Source organism: Stutzerimonas stutzeri RCH2, from assembly GCF_000327065.1.
Lineage (GTDB): Bacteria > Pseudomonadota > Gammaproteobacteria > Pseudomonadales > Pseudomonadaceae > Stutzerimonas > Stutzerimonas stutzeri_AE.
This window is the reverse complement of record NC_019936.1, coordinates 2,673,889-2,698,845: the sequence shown is the minus strand read 5'-3', so window position 1 is coordinate 2,698,845 and position 24,957 is coordinate 2,673,889. Positions and strand designations below refer to the sequence as shown.

24 protein-coding genes are annotated in these 24,957 nt (G+C 60.8%); 15 read left to right on the top strand and 9 right to left on the bottom strand.

The genetic code is table 11. The features are described 5' to 3' along the window. Window positions 1-57 precede the first annotated feature (57 nt). Both rlmM and tusA read left to right on the top strand, forming a co-directional pair. Window positions 58-1,107, top strand: a complete 1,050-nt coding sequence (gene rlmM / locus PSEST_RS12290; protein WP_015277301.1) for a 23S rRNA (cytidine(2498)-2'-O)-methyltransferase RlmM — start codon at window positions 58-60, stop codon at window positions 1,105-1,107. Between the two features lie 65 nt (window positions 1,108-1,172). Next, a complete protein-coding gene (gene tusA, locus PSEST_RS12285; protein ID WP_015277300.1) occupies window positions 1,173-1,424 on the top strand; it encodes a sulfurtransferase TusA in 252 nt (83 codons plus the stop codon). Window positions 1,425-1,453: 29 nt separating this feature from the next. Here tusA and PSEST_RS12280 read toward each other — a convergent pair whose 3' ends face one another. From PSEST_RS12280 to coxB, 4 genes are read right to left on the bottom strand one after another with little or no spacing between them, the layout of a single operon-like run. Then, entirely contained in the window at window positions 1,454-2,299 is an 846-nt protein-coding gene (locus tag PSEST_RS12280; RefSeq protein WP_015277299.1) for a cytochrome c oxidase assembly protein, read from the bottom strand. Continuing rightward, entirely contained in the window at window positions 2,290-2,649 is a 360-nt protein-coding gene (locus tag PSEST_RS12275; RefSeq protein ID WP_015277298.1) for a hypothetical protein, read from the bottom strand. The genes PSEST_RS12280 and PSEST_RS12275 overlap by 10 nt, the downstream gene beginning before the upstream one ends. After that, complete coding sequence (gene ctaD / locus PSEST_RS12270; RefSeq protein ID WP_015277297.1) at window positions 2,649-5,174, bottom strand: cytochrome c oxidase subunit I; 2,526 nt, start codon at window positions 5,172-5,174, stop codon at window positions 2,649-2,651. The genes PSEST_RS12275 and ctaD overlap by 1 nt, the downstream gene beginning before the upstream one ends. Further along, window positions 5,171-6,061: a cytochrome c oxidase subunit II gene (coxB, locus tag PSEST_RS12265; protein ID WP_015277296.1), complete on the bottom strand. Its 891-nt coding sequence runs from the start codon at window positions 6,059-6,061 to the stop codon at window positions 5,171-5,173. The genes ctaD and coxB overlap by 4 nt, the downstream gene beginning before the upstream one ends. A 147-nt stretch (window positions 6,062-6,208) precedes the next feature. On the opposite strand from coxB, the gene PSEST_RS12260 reads away from it, so the two are divergent. Further along, window positions 6,209-6,688: a DUF2231 domain-containing protein gene (locus PSEST_RS12260; protein ID WP_015277295.1), complete on the top strand. Its 480-nt coding sequence runs from the start codon at window positions 6,209-6,211 to the stop codon at window positions 6,686-6,688. Between the two features lie 102 nt (window positions 6,689-6,790). On the opposite strand, the gene PSEST_RS12255 is transcribed toward PSEST_RS12260, so the two are convergent. Both PSEST_RS12255 and PSEST_RS12250 read right to left on the bottom strand, forming a co-directional pair. Further along, window positions 6,791-7,204, bottom strand: coding sequence for a CopD family protein (locus tag PSEST_RS12255; RefSeq protein ID WP_015277294.1), 414 nt, complete (start codon window positions 7,202-7,204; stop codon window positions 6,791-6,793). Window positions 7,205-7,324: 120 nt separating this feature from the next. Continuing rightward, entirely contained in the window at window positions 7,325-8,176 is an 852-nt protein-coding gene (locus PSEST_RS12250; RefSeq protein WP_015277293.1) for an ion transporter, read from the bottom strand. A gap of 172 nt (window positions 8,177-8,348) precedes the next feature. Between PSEST_RS12250 and moaA the strand changes: the two genes are divergently transcribed. The 9 genes from moaA (at window position 8,349) to PSEST_RS12205 (ending at window position 21,136) form a co-directional block, all read left to right on the top strand. Then, the gene (gene moaA, locus PSEST_RS12245) at window positions 8,349-9,344 is read left to right on the top strand and encodes a GTP 3',8-cyclase MoaA (RefSeq protein WP_015277292.1); all 996 of its coding nucleotides are present in this window, start codon (window positions 8,349-8,351) and stop codon (window positions 9,342-9,344) included. Window positions 9,345-9,585: 241 nt separating this feature from the next. Next, window positions 9,586-13,074, top strand: a complete 3,489-nt coding sequence (gene smc / locus PSEST_RS12240) for a chromosome segregation protein SMC (RefSeq protein ID WP_015277291.1) — start codon at window positions 9,586-9,588, stop codon at window positions 13,072-13,074. A 181-nt stretch (window positions 13,075-13,255) separates the two neighbouring features. Then, window positions 13,256-14,077: a cell division protein ZipA gene (zipA, locus tag PSEST_RS12235; protein WP_015277290.1), complete on the top strand. Its 822-nt coding sequence runs from the start codon at window positions 13,256-13,258 to the stop codon at window positions 14,075-14,077. A 313-nt stretch (window positions 14,078-14,390) separates the two neighbouring features. After that, window positions 14,391-16,766 (top strand): NAD-dependent DNA ligase LigA, encoded by a 2,376-nt coding sequence (gene ligA / locus PSEST_RS12230; RefSeq protein WP_015277289.1) that lies wholly within the window; start codon window positions 14,391-14,393, stop codon window positions 16,764-16,766. 401 nt (window positions 16,767-17,167) lie between these two features. Continuing rightward, window positions 17,168-18,352 (top strand): flagellin, encoded by a 1,185-nt coding sequence (locus tag PSEST_RS12225; protein WP_015277288.1) that lies wholly within the window; start codon window positions 17,168-17,170, stop codon window positions 18,350-18,352. A 74-nt stretch (window positions 18,353-18,426) separates the two neighbouring features. After that, entirely contained in the window at window positions 18,427-18,786 is a 360-nt protein-coding gene (locus PSEST_RS12220; RefSeq protein ID WP_015277287.1) for a flagellar protein FlaG, read from the top strand. A 67-nt stretch (window positions 18,787-18,853) separates the two neighbouring features. Then, window positions 18,854-20,275, top strand: coding sequence for a flagellar filament capping protein FliD (gene fliD / locus PSEST_RS12215; protein ID WP_015277286.1), 1,422 nt, complete (start codon window positions 18,854-18,856; stop codon window positions 20,273-20,275). A gap of 118 nt (window positions 20,276-20,393) precedes the next feature. Further along, a complete protein-coding gene (gene fliS, locus PSEST_RS12210) occupies window positions 20,394-20,780 on the top strand; it encodes a flagellar export chaperone FliS (RefSeq protein WP_015277285.1) in 387 nt (128 codons plus the stop codon). 62 nt (window positions 20,781-20,842) lie between these two features. Then, entirely contained in the window at window positions 20,843-21,136 is a 294-nt protein-coding gene (locus tag PSEST_RS12205; protein WP_015277284.1) for a flagellar protein FliT, read from the top strand. A 143-nt stretch (window positions 21,137-21,279) separates the two neighbouring features. Here PSEST_RS12205 and PSEST_RS12200 read toward each other — a convergent pair whose 3' ends face one another. Together PSEST_RS12200 and PSEST_RS12195 are read right to left on the bottom strand one after the other, a co-directional pair. After that, window positions 21,280-21,561 carry a pyrimidine/purine nucleoside phosphorylase gene (locus tag PSEST_RS12200; RefSeq protein WP_015277283.1) on the bottom strand — a complete coding sequence of 94 codons (282 nt, stop codon included), beginning with the start codon at window positions 21,559-21,561 and terminating at the stop codon, window positions 21,280-21,282. A gap of 97 nt (window positions 21,562-21,658) precedes the next feature. Then, the gene (locus PSEST_RS12195) at window positions 21,659-22,000 is read right to left on the bottom strand and encodes a DMT family protein (RefSeq protein WP_015277282.1); all 342 of its coding nucleotides are present in this window, start codon (window positions 21,998-22,000) and stop codon (window positions 21,659-21,661) included. 129 nt (window positions 22,001-22,129) lie between these two features. Between PSEST_RS12195 and PSEST_RS22385 the strand changes: the two genes are divergently transcribed. Beyond that, a complete protein-coding gene (locus PSEST_RS22385; RefSeq protein ID WP_015277281.1) occupies window positions 22,130-22,381 on the top strand; it encodes a YkgJ family cysteine cluster protein in 252 nt (83 codons plus the stop codon). A 203-nt stretch (window positions 22,382-22,584) separates the two neighbouring features. On the opposite strand, the gene gltA is transcribed toward PSEST_RS22385, so the two are convergent. Further along, on the bottom strand, window positions 22,585-23,856 hold the full coding sequence (gltA, locus tag PSEST_RS12185; protein WP_003294794.1) for a citrate synthase: 1,272 nt from the start codon (window positions 23,854-23,856) through the stop codon (window positions 22,585-22,587). A 361-nt stretch (window positions 23,857-24,217) separates the two neighbouring features. Here gltA and sdhC point away from each other — a divergent pair, with 361 nt between their 5' ends. Together sdhC and sdhD are read left to right on the top strand one after the other, a co-directional pair. Beyond that, complete coding sequence (sdhC, locus tag PSEST_RS12180; protein ID WP_015277280.1) at window positions 24,218-24,592, top strand: succinate dehydrogenase, cytochrome b556 subunit; 375 nt, start codon at window positions 24,218-24,220, stop codon at window positions 24,590-24,592. Then, window positions 24,586-24,954 carry a succinate dehydrogenase, hydrophobic membrane anchor protein gene (gene sdhD, locus PSEST_RS12175; RefSeq protein WP_015277279.1) on the top strand — a complete coding sequence of 123 codons (369 nt, stop codon included), beginning with the start codon at window positions 24,586-24,588 and terminating at the stop codon, window positions 24,952-24,954. Before sdhC ends, sdhD begins: the two co-directional genes overlap by 7 nt. Window positions 24,955-24,957 lie beyond the last annotated feature (3 nt).

Genomic DNA, 24,957 nt, shown 5'->3' with positions numbered 1-24,957 from the left:
ATGGTCGGCTATGATGCGCGGCTTTGGCGCAGGCCCGACCGCTGACAGGACTCGAACATGAACACTTTGCTGCTGCATTGCCGGCCCGGTTTCGAGGGTGAAGTCTGCTCGGAGATCAGCGAACACGCCGCCATGCTCGAAGTTGCTGGCTACGCCAAGGCACGGCCAGACAGCGCCTGTGCCGAGTTCGTCTGTAGCGAAAGCAGGGGCAGCGAGCGGCTGATGCGAAAACTGCGTTTTGCCGAGCTGATCTTTCCGCGGCAGTGGGCGCGCGGTGAATACCTGCAACTTCCCGAAACGGATCGCATCAGCGTGCTGCTGACTCATCTGGCGAACTATCCGGTGTGCAGCAGCCTGTGGCTGGAAGTGCTGGATACCAACGACGGCAAGGAGCTTTCCAACTTCTGTCGCAAGTTCGAGGCGCCACTGCGCAAGGCGCTAATCAAGGCCGGGCGGCTCGATGAAGAGGGTAGCGGGCCCAGGCTGCTGCTGACCTTCAAGAGCGGCCGTGAGGTGTTTGCCGGAATCGCCGAGGCGGACAACAGTGCGCTATGGCCGATGGGCATCCCGCGACTGAAGTTTCCACGCCAGGCGCCAAGCCGGTCCACGCTAAAGCTGGAGGAGGCCTGGCACCACTTTATCCCGCGCGATCAGTGGGACGCTCGCCTGGCAGCAGGCATGACCGGCGTCGATCTCGGTGCGGCACCGGGCGGCTGGACCTGGCAGCTGGTCAATCGGCACATCAAGGTCAGTGCCGTGGACAACGGGCCGATGAACGCTGACTTGATGGACTCCGGGCTGGTCGAGCATTTTCGCGCTGACGGTTTCACCTTCCGCCCGAAGAGGCCGGTGGACTGGATGGTCTGCGATATCGTCGAGAAGCCGGCACGTAACGCCGCGCTACTGGAAACCTGGATCGGCGAGGGCCTGTGCCGCGAGGCGGTAGTCAACCTCAAGCTGCCGATGAAGCAGCGCTATGCCGAGGTGAAGCGCTTGCTCGAGCGTATCGCCGATGGCCTGGCCGCGCGCGGCGTCAAGGCGAGTATCGGCTGCAAGCAGCTGTACCACGATCGTGAAGAGGTGACCTGTCATCTGCGGCGTCTCTGATCAGCTAGCGAATGACCCGCCTGCGCCCATGCGTAACAATGCACGCCTGTTTACCGGAGCCAAAGATGAACCAATCAGCTGAAATGACCGCCGACGCCGTGCTCGATGCCAGCGGCCTGAACTGCCCCGAGCCGGTGATGATGCTGCACAACAAGGTGCGCGATCTGGCCGGTGGTGCCTTGCTCAAGGTAATTGCCACCGACCCCTCGACCCAGCGCGATATTCCAAAGTTCTGCATTTTCCTTGGGCATGACCTGGTCGAGCAGCAGGAAGCAGCAGGCACCTACCTTTACTGGATTCGCAAAAAGAGCGAGTGAGCGATGTGGCTGCCGATTCGTTCGCAGCCTCAGCCCAGCTCCTCCCGGGCAGCACCCGTTTGCTGGCGACGCCACATGCGGGTCAGCCAGCGCCAGGCGATCCAGCCGCCACCAATCAGATAGATCAGCCCGCCCGGCACCCACATGATCAGCCCGGCGAGTTGCTGGTCCTCCACCGCGCGGCCTTCTCCATAGAACGAAACGTTACCGAAGGTGAGCAGGGCGCCCAGCAGGCCGGTGTGCATCAGCGTAAGTAGTACCGCCATCAGCGCCTGTGGTACCTGCTTCGGGTTGGCGCGCAGCACCGACCACCAGAACAGCCAGCCGGTGAACAGGAAGCACGCATGTTCGAAGGCGTGCCACCAGAGGTTGTCCAGCGCCAGCACATAGAGCTTCGGTGTATGCCAGATCCAGATGATCGCCCCGTGTAGCAATGCCAGGAGGGTGGGATAGCGGCCGGCACGCAGAATGCCGGTCCATACAGGCTGTGCGAAGCGGCCCGTTACACCGCGCCATTGCGGCAGCGGGCGGGCTAGCGCCCATAGTGGCGCAATCACGATGATGAACAGCATGTGCTGGGTCATGTGCCAGCTGGTGCTGCTTTCCGCCCAGTCGTCGATCGGGCCGAACACGGAAAACACAACCAGCAGCATGGCGCTGTGGAAGCAGAGGGCTTCGCTGCGCCGCGGTGGCACCTTGCGGGCGCCTAGCGCATAGAGCAGCCAGGCTGCCGCGACCAGCACCGCCGTGAGCAGCAACGGTGCGCGGTCCAGCAGGTGGGCATCGAACAGGCCGTGGGCATGGGCCGGCGCCGGCAGGACGATCGCGGCCAGCGTAATAGCAGCCCAACGCAGCGGAAGCCGGGTCACAGGCATGGCGGAATCTGTAACAGCGGAATGCCGACGAACAGGGTCGCCAGCGCCGCGATGAAGTGAATGCCGGCGGCAATCTTGGTGACGAACTGCTGGCGTTCGTTCAGCTGCGCCGGTGCGCGCGAAAGACGCCAGAAGTAGCGCGCCATCCACAACAGTAATCCGAGTGTAAGCAGTGTCAGCACGCCGAGACTGCCATTCAGCCAGTTCCACACGCCTTGGGCTGGGTCGGGTGGGCTGAGCTTGCAGATCACCGCTTGGCCGCCATACATCGCGACGAACCACAGGCTCCAGATGATCAGTCCGATCGGGATCTGCACCGGATGGTAGGGCGATGTTCGCGCATACTTCATCAGGCACCTCCCCATGTCGCCGGAAACAGCACGATGGCGGCATAGCTGACCCAAAGCACTCCAAGGTTGTAGTACCAGAGCTGCTCGACCACGACAGGCTCATACGGCGCCTTGTCGCCTACGTAACCGATGGCTACCCGCCACGCTTGCAGAGCGGTCAGTACGGCTGCCAGCGTGCAATGAATCAGGTTGTACGCCAGCATCACGAAGATGACTGCATCGTGGGCCGTTTCTGTCGGTGCCAGCCCGGCCGATAGCATCAGCCAGAGCAGCATGGCCGACTGCAGCAATGCCACGAGCGCGATCAGGGCGAGTTGCCCCATCAGGCCGTGATGTATGCCGGCGCGCAAGCGCTTGATCAGGCGGTGCAACCAGAGCGTACCGGCACTCAGCAACAGCGCGCTGGCCAGCATCAGCCAGCCATTCAGCTCGCTGTTCGGCACCTGCCATTGCGGCGAAACGGTCCACAGATAGAACCAGCCGAACAGCAGCGACAGATACAGCGCGCCGTTGGCCAGCAGCGTCACGCCCATGCCCCACAGGCCCGGTCCGTCGAAGGTGCGCGAGTGCAGCGGTGGCTCGCCTGGCTGCGTATGAGCGTCTGGCGCGGCAGCGGGATGAGCACCGTTTTCCCAGGACCAGCGCAGCAGCACGATCAGGGTCGCCACGGTAGCAATGATGGCGAGGATGTACGCCTTGTTCAGCAGACTCAGGCACAGCACGGCGAGGAACACGGAGGCAATGAATGGCAGCCAGCTGTTGCCGGGCAGATGAATGATCTCGCGTACCTTGCCCGTCAGTGGATCGCTGCCCCAGGTCTCGCGTCGACCGTGGTCGATTACCGTCAGCGCATGTTCACCACGAGCGATGCTGTCGGGCAGGTCCGGGTCTTTCCATAGTGGATGGCGGTCCGTCACGTCGGGCAGGCTGACGAAGTTGTAGGCGCTGGGTGGCAGGCTGGTGGCCCACTCCAGCGTATCGGCCTTCCACGGGTTCTTCGGCGCCGGAATGCCGAAACGGAAGTGCAGGATGATATCCAGCAGGATGGTGGCGACACCCGCGGCCATGATGAAGCTGCCGATCGACGAAACCAGATTGGGCATGTCCCAACCGAGGCCGGTGTCGTAGGTGTAAACGCGCCGGGGCATGCCGATCAGGCCGGTCCAGTGCATGATCAGAAAGGTCACGTTGAAGCCGATGAAGAACAGCCAGAAGCCCCAGCGCCCGAGCTTTTCCGACGGCATGCGCCCGGAAAAGTGCGGCAGCCAGTAATAAAGCCCGGCCATCAACGGGAAGACCATGCCGCCCACCAGCACGTAGTGCATGTGCGCGACGACGAAATGGGTGTCGTGCACCTGCCAGTCGAACGGCACCAGCGCCAGCATCACTCCGGTCAGCCCACCGGCGACGAAAACGATGAGAAAGCCCACCAACCAGAGCATCGGCACCCTGTACACCGGCTTGCCGAGCCAGAGCGTTGCCAGCCAGGCGAAGATCTGCACCCCGGTGGGTATTGCCACCAGCATGCTCGCCGCCGAGAAGAAGGCTGTGGCCAGCTGCGGGATACCGACCGTGAACATGTGGTGCACCCACAGCCCGAAGCTGATGAAGCCGGTGGTCAGCACGCCCAGCACCACCCAGCGATAGCCCACCAGCGGACGCTGGCAGAACACCGGAATCAGCGTGGAGACGATGCCGGCGCCAGGCAGGAAGATGATGTACACCTCGGGATGGCCAAACAGCCAGAACAGATGCTGCCAGAGCACCGGGTCGCCGCCGCGGGCGACATCGAAGAACGGCATGCCCGCCGCGCGCTCCAGCTCCAGCAGGATCGAGCCGAGGATCAGCGGCGGGAAGCCGACCACGATCATCATCGCCATCACCAGGATGTACCAGGCGTACAGCGGCATCTTGTGCAGCGCCATGCCGTTGGTGCGGGTGCGCAGGATCGACACCACCAGCTCGACGCCGGCGGATACTGCGGAAATCTCGACAAAGGTGATGCCCAGCAGCCAGAAGTCCGAATTGACCCCCGGCGTGTGCGCCGAGCTGGACAGTGGCGTGTACATGAACCAGCCGGCCTTGGGCGCGACATCGAGAAAGATGCTCGACAGCAGGATCAGCCCGCCGAACAGGTAGCAGTAATAGCCAAGGGCGGAAAGCCGCGGAAATACCAGGTCGCGGGCGCCGATCATCTTCGGGATCAGGTAGACCGCCAGCCCCTCCATCATCGGTACGGCGAAGAGGAACATCATCACCGTGCCATGCATGGTGAAGACCTGGTTGTAGACGTCCGGCTCCATCAGCTCGTAGCCGGGCAGGGCGAGCTGGGTGCGGATGAGCATGGCCAGCAGGCCGCCAACCAGGAAGAAGAAGGCACCGGTGACCAGAAAGCGCAGGCCGATGCTGGTGTGGTTGACGATGGTCAGCGCGCGCCAGCCGCGCGGATTGCCCCACACCTCGTCGAACTGATCGTGGAGCTGGTCGAGGTCGGTAGCGGCGCCATTGTTTCGGGTCGGGGTCATGGCGCGAGGGTCTCCAGCCAGTCGGCAAGCTGGCCGAGGGTTTCTTCGGGGATGTCGTCGTGACGTGGCATGGCGATGCCGTGCTTGAGGCTCTGGTGATCGCTGAGCCAGCGGCGCAGGCCGTCCGCATCGTTGGCGATCACGCCGGCGCCGAGGGTCGGACGGGTGGCGAGATCGCTCAGGTCCGGTGCGCGATTGCCCTCGCTGACGCCCGTGACGCGGTGGCATTGCCCGCAGCGCTCAGCGAAGACGCGACCGGCATCGCCGCTGGGTGGCTGGTGCTGCAGCTCACGGCGGGCCTCGATCCAGCTGGCAAAAGCGTCAGCTTCCAGCGCCTCCACGTGCAGAATCATGTGCGCATGCTGGCTACCGCAGAATTCCGAGCATTGCCCGCGAAACACGCCGGCCTGCGAGGCTTGCAGGCGCAGGGTGTTGGTCCGCCCCGGCACCATGTCCAGCTTGCCGCCCAGGCGTGGCACCCAGAACGAGTGGATCACGTCGGCGCTGGTCACCTCGACGTCCACTGGCCGATCCGCCGGCAGGATGAACTGGTTGGCCGTCACTACGCCGCTTTCCGGATAGCGCACCTCCCACCACCATTGATGACCGATGACCTGGATGCGTAATGGCTGCTCGCCCTCGACGGGCAACGGCAGCATGCCGCGCCCGGTGGGGATGCCAAAAGCCAGCAGGGCGATGATGCTGACGGTGGGCAGGATCAGACCACCGCCAATGATCCAGCGTCGATTGATCCGCAGGGCCTGTTCATCGGTGTACGTCTGTGGGCGCCGCAGCATGGCGTAGATCCACAGCGCGCTCACCACCAGCAGTACCAGCACGGAGAAACCGAACATCGCCCACCAGACATTGGCGACGTCGCGGGCCATTGGCCCTGCGGGCGACAGGGCTGACTGCGGCCCATCGCATGCAGTCAGCAAAGGAACTGCCAGCGCCAGCGTGGTCCATTTGAAAGGGTTGCCGCCTCGTCTCGATGACCGGGCGGCCCGTTTCACTACAGTGCCTGGGAGGGCCGGATGGCCACAGAACGCGAGTCGATCACCAGTAACGCCGCCATTGCCGGCCATCCGCTGCATCCGATGATGATTCACTTCCCCGTCGCCGCGCTGATCGGCCTGGTGCCGGCCGACCTCGCCTATTTCTGGACGCTCGACGAATTCTGGTGGCGCGCCGGCCTCTGGCTTTCCGGCGTGGGCGCCATCGGCGGCTGGATTGCCAGCATTGCCGGCGTGATCGATCTGCTCTCCGTGCAGCAGATTCGCCGCAAGGTCACCGCCTGGTGCCACGCGATACTCGCCGTGATGATGCTTTCGCTGGCTTCGCTGAACTGGCTGTTGCGCTATCAGGGCATGGATCGTGGCGATGGCGATGCCATGTGGGGGCTCTATCTTTCGCTGCTGACTGCCGTGCTGATCTCGCTGGCGGCTTTTCTCGGCGGGCGACTGGTTTACGAACATGCCGTCGGCGTGGATCTCGACGGTCAGCAGGCGCCCTGAGCCTTCGTCACGGCTTGCCAGGGACGGCCGGCTCGAGCAGGCAGAATGGGGAGGGTCGAGGCGGGCCGGGCAGTCGGTCATGCGAGGCTGTCGTTCCTTGAGTCAGAAGGGTTTGGCAAGCACCAGCCAGAGGGTCAGGGCGATCAATACGGGGACCAGCACACCCAGGGCCATGCACTGGTATGTGACGCCACGCTCCGGCTCGCGTTCGATGCGCAGGACCAGAACGCCGCACAGGGCATGACAGAGCGCCATGCCGGTCACCATCGTCAGCTTCATGATCAGCCAGCCGGCCAGGGTGCCGTCGCGCAGGAACAGTGCCGTGCCGGAGCCGATGGCGATCAGCGCAGCGGGCGTGCTGATCAGGGTGAACACCATGCGGGTGAGGTGGGCATGGTCGCGGTAGAAGAGTTGATCGCTGCGCTTGGTGCCCGCGGCGATCATTGCCGGCAGATAGAGCAGCGAGCCGCACCAGCAGAGCAGGGCGGCAAAGTGCAGCAGTTTGAGCAAGGGCATGCCGGTCTCCATCCAGCCTGATGCGAATCTGAGGATGTGACAGTCCCGCTTCCGGGCAGTTCGTCGGTGCGGGCGAAGCGGCGGCGGATGAGCGCCGCTGGTGCGCCGGCGCCTGCTACGTCAGGTAGGTGCGCCGCGGTCAGGGCGCTCGAACAGCTGCGTGCCACAGCGACTGCAGAACGCCGCATTGGGCTCGTGGGTGAGCTTGTCGCAGGTTGGGCAGGCGTGGCGCAGGCTGTCCTGGCGCATGGCATTGGCCAGCTCGGCGGTGAAAATGCCGGTCGGCACGGCGATGATCGAATAACCGGTGATCATCACCACTGTTGCCAGCGCCTTGCCCAGCGGCGTGTGCGGGACGATGTCGCCGAAGCCGACCGTAGTCAGCGTGACCACCGCCCAGTAGATGCTCATCGGGATGCTGGTGAAGCCGTTGGAAGGCCCCTCGATCACGTACATCAGCGTGCCGTAGACGATGATCAGCGTGGTGACGCTGAGCAGGAAGACGATGATCTTCTGCCGGCTGCCCTGCAGCGCCACCAGCAGGAAATTTGCCTGGCTCAGGTAGGGCGTGAGCTTGAGTACGCGGAATATCCGTAGCATGCGGACGATGCGCACCACCAACAGGTACTGCGCATCCGGAAACAGCAGGGCAATGAAAGCCGGCAGCACCGATAGAAGATCGACTGCACCGTAGAAGCTGAAGATGTACTTGCGCGGCTCGGGATGCGTGTAGATGCGCACCAGGTATTCCACGGCGAAGATCGCCGTGAAGGCCCACTCCAGATTGGTCAGCAGCTCGCCGTGGCGCTCATTGAACGAGGCGATGCTGTCGAACATCACCACCACCAGGCTGGCCAGGATGATGACCAGGAGCCAGGTGTCGAAGCGCTTGCCGGCCGGGGTATTGGTGAAAAAGATGATGACGTATAGCCGTTCGCGCCAGCTCATCGCCTTCAGGGAATCGTTATCCATTCGCCGTGGTCTCTCGCATGAGTGCTGCCAAAGCGGGCCATTAAAGCACCGCAGCGGCGTGGCTGCATGCCGTGCCGCCGCGCTGGTCGCATGCCGTTGGTAACGTCACTTTGCCTGAATCACAGTTAGCGCATAGTCTGAATACAGGCGCAGCCAGCAGTTGGAGAGTGCAATGCCCGATTCCCAGTTGGTCGACCCATTCGGCCGGCGCATCACCTACCTGAGATTGTCGGTAACCGACCGCTGTGATTTTCGCTGTACCTATTGCATGAGCGAGGACATGGTCTTCGCTCCGCGTGCGCAGATTCTTACCCTCGAAGAGCTCTATGCCGTGGCCGATGCGTTCATCAGTCTCGGCGTCAAACGCATTCGCGTGACGGGTGGCGAGCCGCTGGTGCGCAAGGGTCTGACCGGCTTGCTGGAGCGCTTGGGCGCGCGCGAAGAACTGGAAGATTTGGCCATCACCACCAACGGCTCGCAGCTGCCTAGCCTGGCGCCGGCGTTGCATGCCGCTGGCGTGAAGCGTCTCAACATCAGCCTCGATTCACTCAAACGCGACCGTTTTGCCGAGCTGACCCGTCGCGACCGACTGGATCAGGTGCTCGAAGGCATCGAGGCCGCGCGCCGCGCGGGCTTCAAGCGGATCAAGCTAAACAGCGTGGTGCAGAAGGGGCGCAACGACGACGAGATCCTCGATCTGGTGGATTTCGCTATCGAGCGCGGCCTCGATATCAGTTTTATCGAAGAGATGCCGCTCGGGAGCGTCTCCAGTCATCAGCGGCAGATTACTTTCTGCTCCAGCGACGAAGTCCGTGAGCGGATCGAAGCGCGGCATACGCTGGTGCGCAGCAGCCACGCTACCGGCGGCCCGTCGCGGTACTGGCAGGTGGCAGGCAGCGAAACGCAGATCGGCTTTATCTCGCCGCACAGCAACAACTTCTGTGGCAGCTGCAACCGAGTACGCGTGACCGCCGAGGGCAAGCTGGTGCTCTGCCTGGGGCATGAGGGTGCACTGGACCTGAAGAGCCTGATGCGGCGTCATCCGGGCGACAGTGAGCGCCTGCGCAATGCTCTGGTGAATGCGCTGCAGCTCAAACCGGAAAAGCATCATTTCCGCACCGACGAACAGGTTCAGGTGGTGCGTTTCATGAGCATGACCGGCGGCTGATAGCGCGCGGCCTCTGGCTCACTGGTCAGCGTTTCATTCTCTCCATGTTTGTGTCGCCATAGTTATCCGGCGGCGCTGCGCCTCGGGAGAGGCGTTTCTGTGCGCCGCCGCGCTGCGAGGCGGGCTAGTCGGCGTGATAAACTCCGTGGCTTCTTGCCAGTACCCATTTGATGCCAGGATTTTCGATGTTCACGGCGACTCCGCTTGTTCGTCCCCATGCTGACTGCCAAGGATTGGCTGCATGCGCCTGAAGAGCATCAAACTCGCCGGCTTCAAATCCTTCGTCGACCCCACCACAGTCAGCTTTCCGAGCAACATGGCGGCGGTCGTCGGTCCGAACGGCTGCGGCAAATCCAATATCATCGACGCCGTGCGCTGGGTAATGGGCGAAAGCTCGGCGAAGAACCTGCGTGGCGAGTCGATGACCGACGTCATCTTCAACGGCTCGAATACGCGCAAGCCGGTAACCCAGGCGAGTATCGAGCTCATCTTCGATAACTCCGACGGTACGCTGACCGGCGAATACGCCGCCTTCGCCGAGATCTCCATCCGCCGCCGCGTGACCCGCGACTCGCAGAATACCTACTTCCTCAACGGCGTGAAGTGTCGGCGCCGCGACATCACCGACATCTTCCTCGGCACCGGCCTCGGACCGCGTAGCTACTCGATTATCGAGCAGGGCATGATCTCCAAGCTGATCGAAGCCAAGCCTGAGGACCTGCGCAACTTCATCGAAGAAGCCGCTGGCATCTCCAAGTACAAGGAGCGCCGGCGCGAAACCGAGAACCGCATTCGTCGCACCCACGAGAACCTGGCTCGGCTGACCGATCTGCGCGAAGAGCTGGAGCGCCAGCTCGAGCGGTTGCACCGCCAGGCGCAGTCGGCGGAGAAGTATCAGGAATACAAGGCTGAAGAGCGTCAGCTCAAGGCGCAGCTTTCGGCATTGCGCTGGCAAGCGCTGAACGAGCTGGTCGGCCAGCGCGAGCAGGTCATCGGCGATCAGGAGGTCGCCTTCGAAGCGCTGGTGGCCGAGCAGCGCAGCGCCGATGCGAGCATCGAGCGGTTGCGTGACGGCCACCACGAGCTCTCCGAGCGCTTCAATCAGGTGCAGGGCCGTTTCTATTCGGTTGGCGGTGACATCGCCCGCGTCGAGCAGAGCATTCAGCACGGCCAACAGCGCCTGCGCCAGTTGCAGGACGATCTGCGCGAGGCGGAGCAGGCGCGGCTGGAAACCGAATCGCACCTTGGCCACGATCGCACTCTGCTCGCCACCCTCGGGGAGGAACTGGCGATGCTCGAGCCCGAGCAGGAGCTCTCCGGAGCCGCCGCCGAGGAATCCGCGGTCCAGCTGGAAGAGGCCGAAGCGGCCATGCAGGCCTGGCAGGAACAGTGGGAGCGTTTCAATCAGCACAGCGCCGAGCCGCGTCGCGCGGCGGAAGTGCAGCAGTCGCGCATCCAGCAACTGGAGCAGAGCCTGGAGCGCCTGGCCGAACGTCAACGTCGCCTGGACGAGGAGCGCGCGCTGCTGGCTGCCGATCCCGAAGACGTCGCGATCCTTGAGCTTGGTGAGCAGCTCGCAGCCAGCGAACTCGATCTCGAGGCGCTTGCTGCGGCCGCCGAAGACATCAATGAACGTCTTGAGCAGCTGCGTGAGGAGTTGCAGCAGGCGACCCGAACGCAGCAACAGATGCAGGGTGAACTGCAGCGCTTGAATGGCCGCATCGCCTCGCTGGAAGCGTTGCAGCAGGCTGCGATGGACCCAGGCAAGGGCGTCGCCGAATGGCTGCGGGAGCAAGGTCTGGCGGACCGTCCGCGCCTCGTCGAGGGCTTGCGAGTCGAGCCCGGCTGGGAGTTGGCCGTGGAAACGGTGCTCGGCGGCGACGTAAATGCGGTATTGCTCGATGAGTTCGTGGCTATCGATCTTGCTGGCTTCGAACAGGGGGATTTACGCCTGGTCAGCCCGCGCCAGGGCGATGTGAGCCGCCCTGGCAGTCTGCTTGATCTGGTCGAGTCAAGATTGGATCTCTCACCCTGGCTGGGGCGCGTGCGTCCTGTCGACTCGCTGGAGCAGGCTTTGGCCGCACGCGCAGCGCTCGGTGAAGACGAAAGCGTGATCAGTCGTGACGGCTATTGGGTCGGCCAGCATTTTCTGCGTGTGCGCCGGGCCAGTGAGGCGGAATCGGGTGTGCTTGCACGCGGCCAGGAACTGGAGCGGTTACTGGCCGAGCGCGACGAACGTGAAGCGGCCTTGGCAGTGGTTGAAGAGCGTATTTCCGAATTGCGCGCAGCCCAGTCCCGCCTGGAAGAGGAACGCGAACAACAGCGCCGGCGGCAGCAGGAAGAGGCGCGGATACAGGGTGACCTCAAAGCCCAGCTGTCTGCCGGGCAAGCACGGCTGGAGCAACTTGGATTGCGCCGCCAACGCCTGGACGAAGAGCTTGCCGAACAGCAGGACCGGCGCGAGATCGAGACCGAGCAACTGGGCGAGGCGCGCCTGCAGCTTCAGGACGCGCTGGATGCGATGGCTCATGACGCCGAGCAGCGCGAGACGCTGCTAGCCAGTCGTGACGGTATTCGCGAGCGGCTGGACCGTATTCGTCAGGACGCACGTCAGCAGAAGGATCATGCCCATCAATTGGCGCTTCGAGTCGGTTCGCTCAAGGCGCAGCATGAATCTACGCGCCAGGCGCTGGAGCGGCTGGAGCAGCAGTTCGAGCGGGCTATCGAGCGCCGCGAGCAGCTTACGCTGAATCTGGAAGAGGGGGAGGCGCCGCTCGAAGAGCTGCGCATGAAGCTCGAGGAGTTGCTAGAACGACGGATGGGCGTCGAAGAGGAACTCAAGCATGCACGCCTGGCGCTGGAAGATGCTGATCGCGAGTTGCGTGACGCGGAAAAGCGGCGCACTCAGGCCGAGCAGCAGGCGCAGCTGCTGCGCGGTCAACTGGAACAACAGCGACTGGACTGGCAGGGGCTGAGCGTCCGGCGCAAGGCGCTGCAGGATCAGCTTCACGAGGATGGCTACGACCTGCACGGCGTACTGGGAACGCTCCCGGCCGACGCCAGCGAGCAAGGCTGGGAAGCGGAGCTGGAGCGCCTCGCCCAGCGCATTCAGCGTCTTGGGCCGATCAACCTGGCCGCGATCGACGAGTACCAGCAGCAATCGGAGCGCAAGCGCTATCTCGATGCGCAGAACGACGACCTTGTCGAGGCACTGGATACGCTGGAAAACGTCATCCGCAAGATCGACCGCGAAACCCGTAATCGTTTCAAGGAAACCTTCGATCAGATCAACAGCGGCCTGCAGGCGCTTTTCCCGAAAGTCTTCGGTGGTGGCAACGCTTATCTGGAACTTACCGGGGAAGATTTACTCGATACCGGGGTGGCGATCATGGCAAGACCGCCTGGAAAGAAGAACAGCACCATTCACCTGCTTTCCGGTGGAGAAAAGGCACTGACGGCGCTGGCGCTGGTATTTGCCATCTTCCAGCTGAATCCGGCGCCTTTCTGCATGCTCGATGAAGTCGATGCGCCATTGGACGATGCGAACGTTGGTCGTTATGCACGGCTGGTGAAGGAGATGTCGGAGAAAGTGCAGTTCATCTATATCACTCACAACAAGATCGCCATGGAAATGGCCGACCAGTTGATGGGTGTAACCATGCATGAACCGGGTTGCTCGAGGCTGGTGGCAGTCGATGTCGAACAGGCCGTTGCACTCGCCGAAGCCTAGGATTAAGCCGCGTGTTTGAGCATTTTTGATACGAGGAAGGCCATAAAAAGAGAACTACCGCACGGTGCAAAGTTACCGTTCGTCGTGCTAGCTTAGAGCACAATTTTTGCGATGCGCTTGAATCGGCCCCAAGTGGCCGTTCGTTGCGTCTTTATCATCGAATTCAGAGGTTAATGCATTAATGGATATCGGTCTGCGCGAGTGGCTGATCGTCATCGGCATCATTGTCATCGCCGGCATTCTGTTCGACGGCTGGCGACGCATGCGTGGCGGCAAGGGCAAGCTGAAGTTCAAGCTGGACCGTAGCCTCTCCAACCTTCCCGATGCCGACGATTCTCCTGAAGTACTAGGCCCCGCACGCGTAGTGAATCGCGATCATGAGCCGTCCCTGGATGAAGGCGACATGCCTGCCATGAGCGCTCGCGAATCCGGCAAGAAACGCCGGCAGGACGAACCTTTCCAGGGCGATCTTCAGCTCAATACCGACGAGCCCGTGCCAACGCTGCTCGATCCTGTTGTGGGTGACGATGAGGACGAGAAAGAGCAGTCGCACAAAGAGCTTGCGCCTGTCGAGGAAGTGCTCGTCATCAACGTTATTTGCCGCGACCCTCAGGGTTTCCGTGGTCCCGCATTGCTGCAGAACATTCTCGAAAGCGGCCTGCGCTTCGGTGAGATGGATATCTTCCACCGCCATGAGAGCATGGCCGGTAACGGCGAGGTGCTGTTCTCCATGGCTAATGCGGTCAAGCCCGGCACCTTCGACTTGGATGATATCGATCACTTCACCACTCCGGCAGTGAGTTTCTTCCTCGGTCTGCCTGGCCCGCGCCATCCCAAGCAGGCCTTTGATGTCATGGTCGCTGCTGCACGCAAGCTCTCCCAAGAGCTCAACGGCGAGCTGAAGGATGACCAGCGCAGCGTGTTGACCGCCCAAACCATCGAGCATTACCGCCAGCGCATCGTCGAGTTCGAACGCCGACAGATGACCATCAAGCAACGTTGATACTTCACCGCACCGGGCCTCGCGCCCGGTTTTGCGTTTGTTGGGGGCAGGCTCCTTTCATTTGTCTTGTCTGCCGCCTCGCTGCGCAGAGCGCTGTAGGGTGGCTTCGGTCGGTGTCTAGGGCTGAGCTTTAGCCACCGGCACTTCGCTTCAGAGCAGTCGTCCCGTTAGCCTGTTCCGCCCAGTCCGCTCCAATCAGCTTCCGCAAACCTGCCTTTGGCTGTGCATTCGGCTAGAATCCGACGCCTTTCCTATCAACCAAGGCGCGCTGATGCGGTCTGAATCAGCACAGCCCCAGTCACGGCTTCGTCCTATGCCTTCCGCCCAAACCGCCGCCGAGCGCATTGCCAAACTGCGCAGCGAAATCGACGCCCACAACTACCGCTACTACGTGCTCGACGAACCCAGTGTTCCCGATGCCGAGTACGACCGCCTGTTCAACGAACTCAAGGCGCTCGAGGCAGAGCACCCGGAGCTGGTGACACCCGAGTCACCAACCCAGCGGGTCGGCGGTGCGGCGCTGGCGGCGTTCGGTCAGGTACGCCATGAAGTGCCTATGCTGAGCCTGGGTAATGCCTTCGAGGAACAGGATCTTCTCGATTTCGACCGTCGTGTGCGCGAAGGTCTGGACCTGCCGGCAGGCGACCTGTTCGGTGCTGGCGTGGTGGTCGAGTACAGCTGCGAACCCAAGCTCGACGGTCTGGCGGTCAGCCTGCTCTACGAGAACGGCCATCTGGTGCGCGGTGCTACCCGCGGCGATGGCAGCACTGGCGAGGACATCAGCGCCAATGTGCGCACCGTTCGCAACATCCCACTCAAGCTGCATGGCAGCGGCTGGCCGGCGGTGCTCGAGGTGCGCGGCGAGATCTACATGCCCAAGGCCGGCTTCGAAGCGCTCAATGCGCGACAGCTGGAAAGCGGCGGCAAACCCTTCGCCAACCCACGCAACGCCGCAGCCGGCAGTCTGCGCCAGCTGGATTCGAAAATCACCGCCAGCCGGCCGCTTGAACTGTGCGCTTACGGCGTCGGTCGCAGCGATGGTGAGCTGCCGGGTACGCACATCGGGATTCTCGAAGCGCTGAAAAGCTGGGGTCTGCCTATCACTCGCGAACTGAAGCTGGCCAAGGGCGTCGCCGAATGTCGCGCCTATTACGACGCCATCGGTGCAAAGCGCGATGCGCTGCCTTACGAAATTGACGGTGTGGTGTTCAAGGTCAACGCCGTTGCGCAGCAGCGCGAACTGGGTTTTCGTGCGCGCGAGCCGCGCTGGGCCATCGCGCACAAGTTCCCGGCGCGGGAAGAAATCACCGAGCTGCTCGATGTGGAGTTCCAGGTTGGTCGTACTGGCGCGATCACCCCGGTCGCCCGGCTCAAGCCGGTGCAGGTTGCCGGCGTCACCGTATCGAACGCGACGCTACACAACATGGACGAAGTGGCCCGCCTGGGCGTGATGATCCGTGACACGGTGATCGTGCGCCGCGCCGGTGACGTCATCCCGCAGATTCTCGGCGTGATCGCCGAACGTCGCCCGACCGATGCGCGCGCCGTGCATGTGCCCGAGCAATGTCCGGTGTGCGGTTCTGCGGTTGAGCGCACCCAGTTGATCAAGCGCAGCAAAGGTCGTGAAGCGGTCAGTGAAGGTTCGATCTACCGCTGCGTGGGCCGCCTGGCCTGCCAGGCGCAGCTGAAGCAGGCGATCATCCACTTCGTCTCGCGACGCGCGATGGATATCGACGGTCTGGGCGACAAGATCGTCGAGCAGCTGGTCGACAAGGGGCTGGTCAGTTCTCCAGCGGATCTCTACTGCCTGACTCACGAGCAGGTCATTGAGCTGGAAGGTTTCGCCGAGATATCCACGCGCAACCTGCTCAATGCCATCGATGCCAGTCGCAAGCCGAGCCTTGCGCGGTTCATCTACGCCCTCGGCATACCCGATGTCGGTGAGGAAACCGCCAAGTTGCTGGCGCGGGCGCTGGGTTCCCTGGAGCGAATCGGCCTGGTGCTGCCAGACGTGCTGGTCTACCTACCTGACGTGGGGCTCGAAGTCGCCCACGAGATCCACAGCTTCTTCGAGGACGAGCACAACCGCACGGTCATTGCGCTGCTGCGTGAGCGTGGCGTCGAACCGCAGGAGGAGGGCGACGTCCACCCGGAATTCGCCGCCTGCGCAACGCTGGCCGATCTGCTCGACCGGCTCAACATTCCCCATATCGCCCGCACCGGCGCCCAGCGGCTGGCAGAACGCTTCGGCAGCCTCGACGCGATCATCGCCGCTGATTGGCTCGACCTGCGTCAGGTCGAGCGCCTTAACGAAAAGGCTGCACGCTCGCTGCGCGACTACTTCGACAAACCCGAAAACGCCGAGCGCGCCCGTTTGATCGAAGCCCAGCTGCGCGAGTTCGGCATGCACTGGGAAAGCGAAAGGAAAGCCGCCGAAGGCTTGCCGCTGGCCGGCCAGACCTGGGTGCTGACCGGCACGCTGGAAACCATGAGCCGTGATGAAGGCAAGGCGCGGCTGGAGGCGTTGGGCGCAAAGGTTGCAGGTTCGGTGTCCGCCAAAACGGCTTGCGTGGTAGCGGGCCCCGGCGCCGGCTCGAAGCTCGCCAAAGCCAATGAGCTCGGTGTGACGGTACTGGACGAAGCGCAGTTCCTCGGGCGCCTCGCACAGCTTGGTCCGGTAAACACATAGCGCATCAGCACGGTTCACCCAGCGAGCCTATCCGTCAAACCCGCTCCCGAATGTTTCACCGAACCCGTGGGGGCGGCCTTGGCCGCTGAAGCGTTTTTCCAAAGTGCAACAGCACACAGCGATCTCCCCTCGCCGCCACCTTGGGACACAGCTTCAGCCATCCTCCTAAAGTTTTCCCCGTCGCGCCCGAAAAGCTGGTCAAGCAAGTCCGCAGTATGGATGCGCTGGCGTAGTGGTGGTGTGGTACCGGGGGCGCGAAAAAGTTCGAATCTGCCCTAAAGCCAACCCAAACGGCGCCGATAAGCTAATCGAATGCGAACTCAATGGGTGCCTGACATAAGCCGGCCCGGAGTCGCAAGCTCAGGCAACCAAAGTAACTAGCGCCCTTGGAGGCAAACACCATGGCTCTTACCGTCAATACCAACATCCCTTCGCTGAACACTCAGCGTAACCTGAATAGCTCGTCCAACGCGCTGGCGACCTCCATGCAGCGCCTGTCCACCGGTAGCCGCATCAACAGCGCCAAGGACGACGCCGCCGGCCTGCAGATTGCCAACCGCCTGACCAGCCAGGTCAACGGTCTCGGCGTAGCAGTTCGCAACGCCAACGACGGTATCTCCCTGGCTCAGACCGCTGAAGGCGCCTTGCAGCAGTCCACCAACATCCTGCAGCGTATGCGTGACCTGGCCCTACAGTCGGCCAACGGTTCGAACAGCACTTCCGAGCGTGAAGCGCTGAATTCGGAAGTCGGTCAGCTGAAAAAAGAACTGGACCGGATCAGCAACACCACCACCTTTGGTGGTCGCCAGCTGCTTGACGGGAGCTTCGGGGTCGCAAGTTTTCAAGTAGGGTCGGCGGCTAACGAAATCATCAGCGTTGGGATCGCTGAGATGAGTTCGAAGTCTTTGAGTGCAAAATTTTTCGAGAATACATCTCCAAAAGCTGCGGTTGCGACGACCGTAACTACGGCTGGTGAAATCGATGTCGGATTCACCGTTAACGGAAAAGCGTATGCTGTAACTGCAAACGTCGCTGTGGGGGATGATGAAAAGACGGTCAATCAGAAGATCGCTGCAGCAATCAACGACACCAACTCGGGGGTTGGTGCTTTCGTTAAAGACGATAACACCCTAAGTATAGTCTCCCGAGAAACAGAAGCTGGTGCGAATAGCCTCAGTGCTTTAAGCATTGCAATCAGCACGACAGCCGGCAAAATTCCCGCGGGTGTAACTAATCCGGCGGCGGCTACCCTGGCGGCTACAGCGACAAGCCAGAAAGTAAGTGGTGTTGATCTGCTATCGGCTGAAAATGCACAAAAGGCAGTGCTTGTTTTTGACAAGGCTATCCAAGCTATTGATGCTCAGCGGGCTGATTTGGGTGCGGTACAGAACCGCTTTGATAACACCATCGCAAACCTGCAGAACATCTCTGAGAACGTGTCCGCTGCACGTGGCCGTATCGAAGACACCGACTTCGCTGCCGAAACCGCGAATCTGAGCAAGAACCAGATTCTGCAGCAGGCCGGTACCGCGATCCTGGCCCAGGCCAAGCAGCTGCCGCAGGCAGTCCTCAGTCTGCTGCAGTAATCGCAGAAGCAGGGCGACGCAAGGATGGGGAAGTGGCTTGGCTACTTCCCCATCGATTCATTACGAGGTGAATCATGGACGTCGGAAAAACGGCTGTAACGGCGCTTTCATCAGCCACGCTAGCTTCATCACCCAGCCCCTCCCGGGAGTCTGGGTTTTCGTCGTTCGGTTGGCAGGAGGCCGGGGCGCCCGCCGATAGCCTTTCACGGCAGCCCGAGAATGTAGGTGAGGTGGTGGACCGCCTGCGTTCGCAGGTGCAGAGCCTGCAGCGGGACTTGAGTTTCAGCGTCGACGACTCGTCGGGAGAAGTTGTTGTCCGGGTCGTGGATGGGGAGTCGGGCAAGGTGGTGCGGCAAATACCGTCGGAAGAACTCCTGCGCCTTGCCGAGCGGCTGGACGAAATGCGCAGCCTTCTGTTTGAAGGCAAGGCATGAGCGGCACGAATCTTGATTCGTCGGTTCGTTTGTTAACGATAAGCAAATTTTTTGACGAGGTGTGGCTATGGCGGGCGTAACGGGCATCGGCTCCGGTATCGACATCGATAGCATTGTCAAGAGCATGGTAGCGGCGGAGCGCGCGCCTAAAGAGTCACAGCTCAAGACGCTGGAGTCGAAGACCACCACCCGCATCACTGCTATCGGTGCGCTCAAGAGCGCTATTACCGAGTTTCAGACTGCACTGGGCAATCTCAATAAGCCCGAGGTGTTCAAGGCTCGTGCTGCTTCTTCTTCGAATGCGGATCTGCTTTCGGTAAAGGCGGGCGTAACTGCCGGTGCGGGAAGCTATAAGGTTGCGGTTTCGCAGCTTGCCTCTGGCAGCAAGATAGCGCTCCAGGCTTTTAAAAACGACGCTGCGAATCCAGTCGCGCTAGGCGCCGGTACTCTGCGCATCAGTGTCGGCGATTCCGAGCTGTTGCCGATCACAGTCGATGAAAGCAATAACACGCTCGCGGGCATTCGGGATGCCATCAACAAGGCCGGTGCGGATAAAGGTGTTTCTGCCACCATCGTGACTGATGATGTCGGGTCCCGGCTTGTGCTCAGTAGTTCGACTACAGGCAAGGAAGAGAACATCACTGTAGCGGTGGATGACGGCTCGACCGGAGACCTTTCCCTGCTTGCGTTTGCTGGCGGCACGAATAAACCTGGTGCTGATGGATCTGCTGGTGTCATCACTCAAGCGCGGGATGCTGTGCTCACCATTGATGGCCTGACTGTCACCCGCAAGACCAATTCCATTGATGACGCAATCGAAGGCGTGACTCTGGAACTGAAAGGCTTGGTGGATGAGAAGGAGCCGCTCACGGTAGGTGTTACGCTCGACGAAACTGGTGTCAAGCAGCAGATTCAGTCCTTTGCCGATGCTTATAACAAGCTTATCGGTGTGATCAACGCACAGACGAAAGTGACTTCTGTCGGTGAAGGTAAGGCGCCAGTGACGGGGGCTTTGGTCGGCGATGCGACTGCCCGCACCCTGTTGAACACCATTCGAAACGAACTGGTTTCGGTTCAGGGCTCAGGCGGTATTCGTGCGCTTACAGATATTGGCGTGACGACCCAGAAAGATGGAACGTTGAAAGTCGACAGCGACAAGCTGTCTAAAGTTGTTAGTGCAAACTTCGCTGAGCTGTCAGAGTTGTTCGCCGGTGAAAAAGGTCTTGCAACGCGTCTGGACGAGAAACTGAAGCCATACACCCAAACGGGCGGAATTCTCGAGCAGCGCAACAAAGTGATGACCGAAACAATTTCCAAGATTGATAAACAGAAAGTGGATCTGGATCGGCGTATCACTTCACTGCAGGACCGTCTCTACAAGCAGTTCAATGCGATGGATGCGCTGGTGGGAAAGATGGCTAGCACGTCGTCGAGCCTCCTGGCTTCGCTGGAGAATCTGCCTTGGGCTGCGAATAACTCCAAGAAATGATTCAGTTGGTACAGAAAGCCGCCTTGTTGGCGGCTTTTTTGTTTGCGCCGCTCGCTCAAGTCCCGTCAGCATCGACCGATAACTAGAGCATGTACTTGATGTGGCAGGGTTAATCCAAATGTACGCAATGTCGGCAATGAAGCAGTATCAGCAGGTAGGTGTTCAGGCCCAGGTAAATGACGCCGACCCGCACCGTTTGATCCAGATGCTGATGCAGGGCGGGCTGGATCGTATCGCTCAGGCCAAGGGCGCGATGGAGCGCGAGGCCTTCGCAGAGAAGGGCGTACTGATCGGAAAGGCACTGGGCATTGTGGGCGGGCTGCGTGATGCCTTGGACAAGAGCATTGGTGGTGAGCTGGCGGAGAATCTGGATCGTTTGTACGAATACATGACGATGCGTCTTTTCGAGGCGAACAAAGAAAACGACATCGAAAAACTCAACGAAGTTGGCAGGCTGCTTGGCGAGATCAAGCTCGCCTGGGATCAGATCGCTCCGAAGGGTTGATCTATCATGTATCCAGTTCAGCCTATAGCGCGTTTAGCGGCGCTGATCGACCTGGAGAGTGTATGACTTCGAAAACGCTACTCTTCGCCGACTTCACCGAGCGGTTGCGCAAAGCGCTAGCCAATGATGACTGGGAAGTGATCGCCGCTCTGGATGATGACTGCAGCGCTCTGATTGCGACTTTACAGGATGAGGATGCAGCGGACGCCGAGCTGCGTGCAGAGATCGAGGCTATGGCCGAGGTATACGCCAAGCTTCAAACGGCGGGACGCTCGGAGCGCGAACGGCTTGCGCAGGAGCTCACCAAGTTGAGCCAGGGCAAGCAGGTGACACAGGCCTATAAACCGTTGGGCTGATGGTTGGGGCGTCAGTCGCTCTGTCTTTCGTGACGTTCAGGGGGTGAGAGGGCTGCGATGCTTAAGCCTCCAAAGTTCTTCGCTGAAGGTGGATGGCGCAACGTTCATCCACCTGGCTAGCGCCTCAGCAGTGCTCGTTCGCCTTAGCGATACTCGCAAAGATAAGCCGTATCCATCTTGACCTTTAGCTGAAACTTGCTGTTCGCCGGTACGGTGAACTGGCTGCCGCTTGCGAAGGTTTCCCAGGCATCGGCTCCCGGCAGCTTCACGTCCAGGCTACCCGCAACTACGTGCATGACTTCCAGCTGTGCAGTGCCGAATTCGTACTCGCCTGGTGCCATCACGCCGATGGTGGCCGGGCCTTCTGCCATGTCGAAGGCAATGGATTTGACGGTGCCATCGAAGTACTCGTTGACCTTGAACATCGAGATTCCTTGAAGGGATTTGAAAGGGTCGCCAGTATGCCCAAGCGCATGTGCTGGCGTCACCTGGCTGATTGCGTATCGGTGTTAGGGCGCGTTGCTAGCTGCGGAAGATAAAGTACACAGCGCCGACCAGACACAATCCCGCCCACAGATAATCCAGCTTCAACGGCTGCTGCATGTACAGCACGCTGAAAGGGATGAACACCATGAGGGTGATTACTTCCTGCATGATCTTCAGCTGGCCTATCGATAGCTCCGTGTAGCCGATGCGGTTTGCCGGCACCATCAGCATGTACTCGAAGAATGCGATGCCCCAGCTGATTAGCGCGGCGATGAGCCAGGGTTTGCCGCTCAGGCTCTTTAAGTGGCCGTACCAGGCGAAGGTCATGAACAGGTTGGAGCAGCAGAGCAGGGCGGCGGTTTGCAACCAAACAGGCATGGTGGGTGTGTGCTCGAAAATGACGACGCGCTAGCCTATTTCCGGTCGCAGCCCTGCGCAATGGCCATCTGGTGTCTGCAATTCGGTCGGATTATTATCGCCGCCCGTTTTTCTCATGAGTGGCAGTTCATGGATTGTCGCCCTGGTTGCGGTGCCTGCTGCATCGCCCCCTCGATCAGTTCGTCCATACCCGGCATGCCGCATGGCAAGCGTGCTGGGGAGCGGTGTGTTCAATTGGACGCTGGCTTTTTATGCTCGCTGTTTGGTGATCCACGGCGGCCTGCTGTATGCGCTGCGTTTGCAGCAGACCCTGTCTGCTGCGGTGAAGGCAGGGATGAGGCAATCCGTTTGCTGGGCTGGCTGGAGCAGGAGACGGCGTAGCGGCCTTCCGCTGGAGGTGAGGCGTGCCGACGCTATGATGTGGGCGATGCTGCCGCCAGCTAGGCAATGTTTCAATCAGTGGCGGTTGGGCAGGATTCGCCGGCGAGGATTTTTGTCGGCAATCCAGGGTTTGCTGCTGATGCTCGCGAAGAAACAAAAAAGGCTGCCCTAGGGCAGCCTTTCTCGTTGCACGGAATTGTCGCTTAACGCGGCAGGTCGCGCTTGGTGTGGCCGGTATACAGCTGGCGCGGGCGACCGATCTTCTGGCCGGAGGCGATCATTTCCTTCCAGTGGGAGATCCAGCCGACAGTACGCGCGAGGGCGAAGATGACGGTGAACATGCTGGTCGGAATGCCGATGGCCTTGAGGATGATACCCGAGTAGAAGTCCACGTTCGGATACAGGTTGCGCTCGGCGAAGTAAGGATCGTTGAGGGCAATCTCTTCGAGCTTCATGGCCAGATCCAGTTGCGGATCGTTGATGCCCAGCTCGCCCAGAACCTCGTCGCAGGTCTGCTTCATGACCTTGGCGCGTGGATCGAAGTTCTTGTAAACGCGATGACCGAAGCCCATCAGCTTGAACGGATCGTTCTTGTCCTTGGCCTTGGCCAGGAACTTCTCGACGTTCGATACGTCGCCGATCTCGTCCAGCATGGTGAGTACGGCTTCGTTCGCACCACCGTGAGCCGGTCCCCACAGGGCGGCGATGCCGGCTGCGATACAGGCGAACGGGTTGGCGCCGGTGGAGCCAGCCAAACGCACGGTGGACGTGGAAGCATTCTGCTCATGGTCGGCGTGCAGGATGAAGATGCGATCCATTGCCTTGGCCAGCACCGGGCTGATCGGTTTGATCTCGCACGGGGTGTTGAACATCATGTGCAGGAAGTTTTCCGAGTAGCTCAGGTCGTTGCGCGGGTACATCAGCGGCTGACCGATCGAGTACTTGTAGACCATTGCAGCGATGGTCGGCATCTTGGCGACCAGACGCACCGCGGAGATCTCGCGATGGTGCGGGTCGTTGATGTCCAGGGAGTCGTGGTAGAAGGCCGAGAGTGCACCGACCACACCGCACATGATGGCCATCGGGTGGGCGTCACGACGGAAACCGTTAAGGAAGGACTTCAGCTGCTCGTGGACCATGGTGTGGTTCTTCACGGTGCTGACGAACTGTGCCTTCTGTTCGGCGGTCGGCAGCTCGCCGTTCAGCAGCAGGTAGCAGGTTTCCAGGTAGTCGGATTTCTCTGCCAGCTGTTCGATGGGGTAGCCGCGATGTAGCAGGATGCCCTTGTCGCCGTCGATATAGGTGATCTTGGACTCGCAAGAGGCGGTCGACATGAAGCCGGGATCGAAGGTGAAGTGACCCGTGGAGGTCAGGCTTCGTACATCTATTACGTCAGGCCCTACGGTACCGGTTAAAACGGGCAGTTCGACGGGGGCAGCGCCCTCGATGATCAACTGCGCTTTCTTGTCAGCCATGTATGGCCTCCTGTTTTGTGCTTGGAATCATCATGGCCCCCCACGCAGGGCCCGCATCACTATAGTGTGATAAATCGCAAAGTCAATTTGCGCGAACCCATGCCGTAGAGGGCTCTGCAGGGGGATGCGTACAGCTTGGGTGCACTGTTTACGGCATTTATATAGAGGCTGCTATCAGCCTTTAGTGGCACTTCACCACATTGTCATTAGTGACCTAACTGTTTATACTCGGAAACCGACCGGCAGGGGCCTTACAGGCGGTATTTCTGTAGGTTGTCACTCGTGGGTAGCGGGTACTGCTGCGTGCTCTTCCCAACAACTTTGCCCTGCGTTCTGGGGCTCTCAAGTGTGAAAAAAAGCCGTGAAAAGCCAACGACCTGTAAACCTAGATCTTAGGACAATAAAACTTCCCATCACTGCTTACACGTCGATTCTCCACCGTGTATCCGGTGTCATCCTGTTCGTCGGTATCGCCTTGTTGCTGCTCGCGCTCGATACCTCGCTGTCTTCGCCAGAAGGCTTCGAGGAGGTTCGTGCGTATCTGGGTAGTCCCTTGGCCAAGCTGGTGAGCTGGGCGTTGCTGTCCGCGCTGCTGTATCACCTGGTGGCGGGTGTGCGTCACCTGCTAATGGACACTGGCCATGGCGAGACGCTGGAAGGCGGCAAGCTGGGCGCGAAAATCGTAATCGCCGTTTCGGTGGTGCTGATCGTTCTGGCGGGAGTGTGGATATGGTAACCAATGTCACCAACTTTTCGCGTTCGGGCCTGTATGACTGGATGGCCCAGCGCGTTTCTGCAGTGGTTCTTGCGGCTTATTTTCTGTTTCTGCTTGGGTATCTGATCGCGAACCCGGGTCTGGAATACGCCCAGTGGCACGAGTTGTTCTCGGCTAACTGGATGCGCATTTTCAGCCTGCTGGCGCTGGTCGCCCTGAGTGTGCACGCGTGGGTAGGTATGTGGACGATTTCCACTGACTACCTGACCAATATGGCGATCGGTAAGTGGGCTACCGGCGTTCGTTTCCTGTTCCAGGCGGTGTGTGGCATTGCCATGTTCACCTTCTTCGTCTGGGGTGTGCAGATTCTTTGGGGTATCTGATTC